The following is a 1,016-nucleotide window of genomic DNA, read 5'->3' as shown; positions in this document are numbered from 1 at the left end:
GGTTCTGGTTCGGGTGGTTGTTCCAGGATGAGGTGGGCGTTGGTGCCGCTGATGCCGAAGGAGGAGATTGCGGCGCGGCGGGGGTGTCCGTTGGGCTGCCACGGCTGGGCTTCGGTGAGGAGGTTGACGGCGCCGGCGCTCCAGTCGACATGGGGGCTGGGTTGGTCGGCGTGCAGCGTGCGGGGCAGGGTGTGGTGCCGCATGGCCATGAGCATTTTGATGATGCCGGCGACGCCTGCGGCGGCTTGGGTGTGGCCGATGTTGGACTTGATCGAGCCCAGCCACAACGGCTGGTCGCGGTCCTGGCCGTAGGTGGCGAGGATGGCCTGCGCCTCGATCGGGTCGCCCAGGGTGGTCCCGGTGCCGTGCGCCTCCACCACGTCGACGTCGGAGGGGGTCAGTCGGGCGCTGGCCAACGCTTGTTGGATGACGCGTTGTTGGGCGGGTCCGTTCGGAGCGGTGAGGCCGTTGCTGGCGCCGTCTTGGTTGATGGCGCTGCCTCGGATGAGGCCGAGGATGGTGTGGTTGTTGCGCTGGGCGTCCGACAGGCGTTCGAGGAGGAGGATGCCGGCGCCGTCGGAGAAGCCGGTGCCGTCGGCGGTCGCGGCGAAGGACCGGCACCGGCCGTCCGGCGAGAGCCCGCGCTGGCGACTGAACTCCACGAACATGCCGGGGGTGGCCATGACGGTGACGCCGCCGGCGAGGGCGAGTGAGCATTCGCCGTTGCGCAGGGCTTGGGCGGCGAGGTGGATGGCGACCAGGGAGGAGGAGCAGGCGGTGTCGACGGTGACCGCAGGGCCTTCCAGACCATAGGTATAGGCGATGCGGCCGGACGCCACGCTTGCCGTGTTGCCGGTCAGCAGGTAACCGTCGAGGCTCTCGGCTCCTTCATGCGTGCGCGGGCCGTACTCCTGCCCGATGACCCCGGTGAACACCCCGGTTTGGCTGCCGTGCAACGACTCTGGGTTGATTCCGGCTCGTTCGAGTGCTTCCCAGGTGGTTTCGAGGAGGAGGCG

Annotated in this window: 1 protein-coding gene; it reads right to left on the bottom strand. The window is 69.0% G+C overall.

Annotated features, from left to right (window positions below; all coding sequences use genetic code 11):
- A partial coding sequence (locus ACWD0F_RS52155) for a beta-ketoacyl synthase N-terminal-like domain-containing protein (protein WP_449890613.1) occupies nucleotides 1-1,016 on the bottom strand: 1,016 nt, incomplete at both ends.

The sequence above is a fragment of the Nonomuraea sp. NPDC002799 genome, from assembly GCF_053592075.1.
Note: the sequence above shows the minus strand (reverse complement) of the source record. Positions and strands in the feature narration are given on the sequence as shown.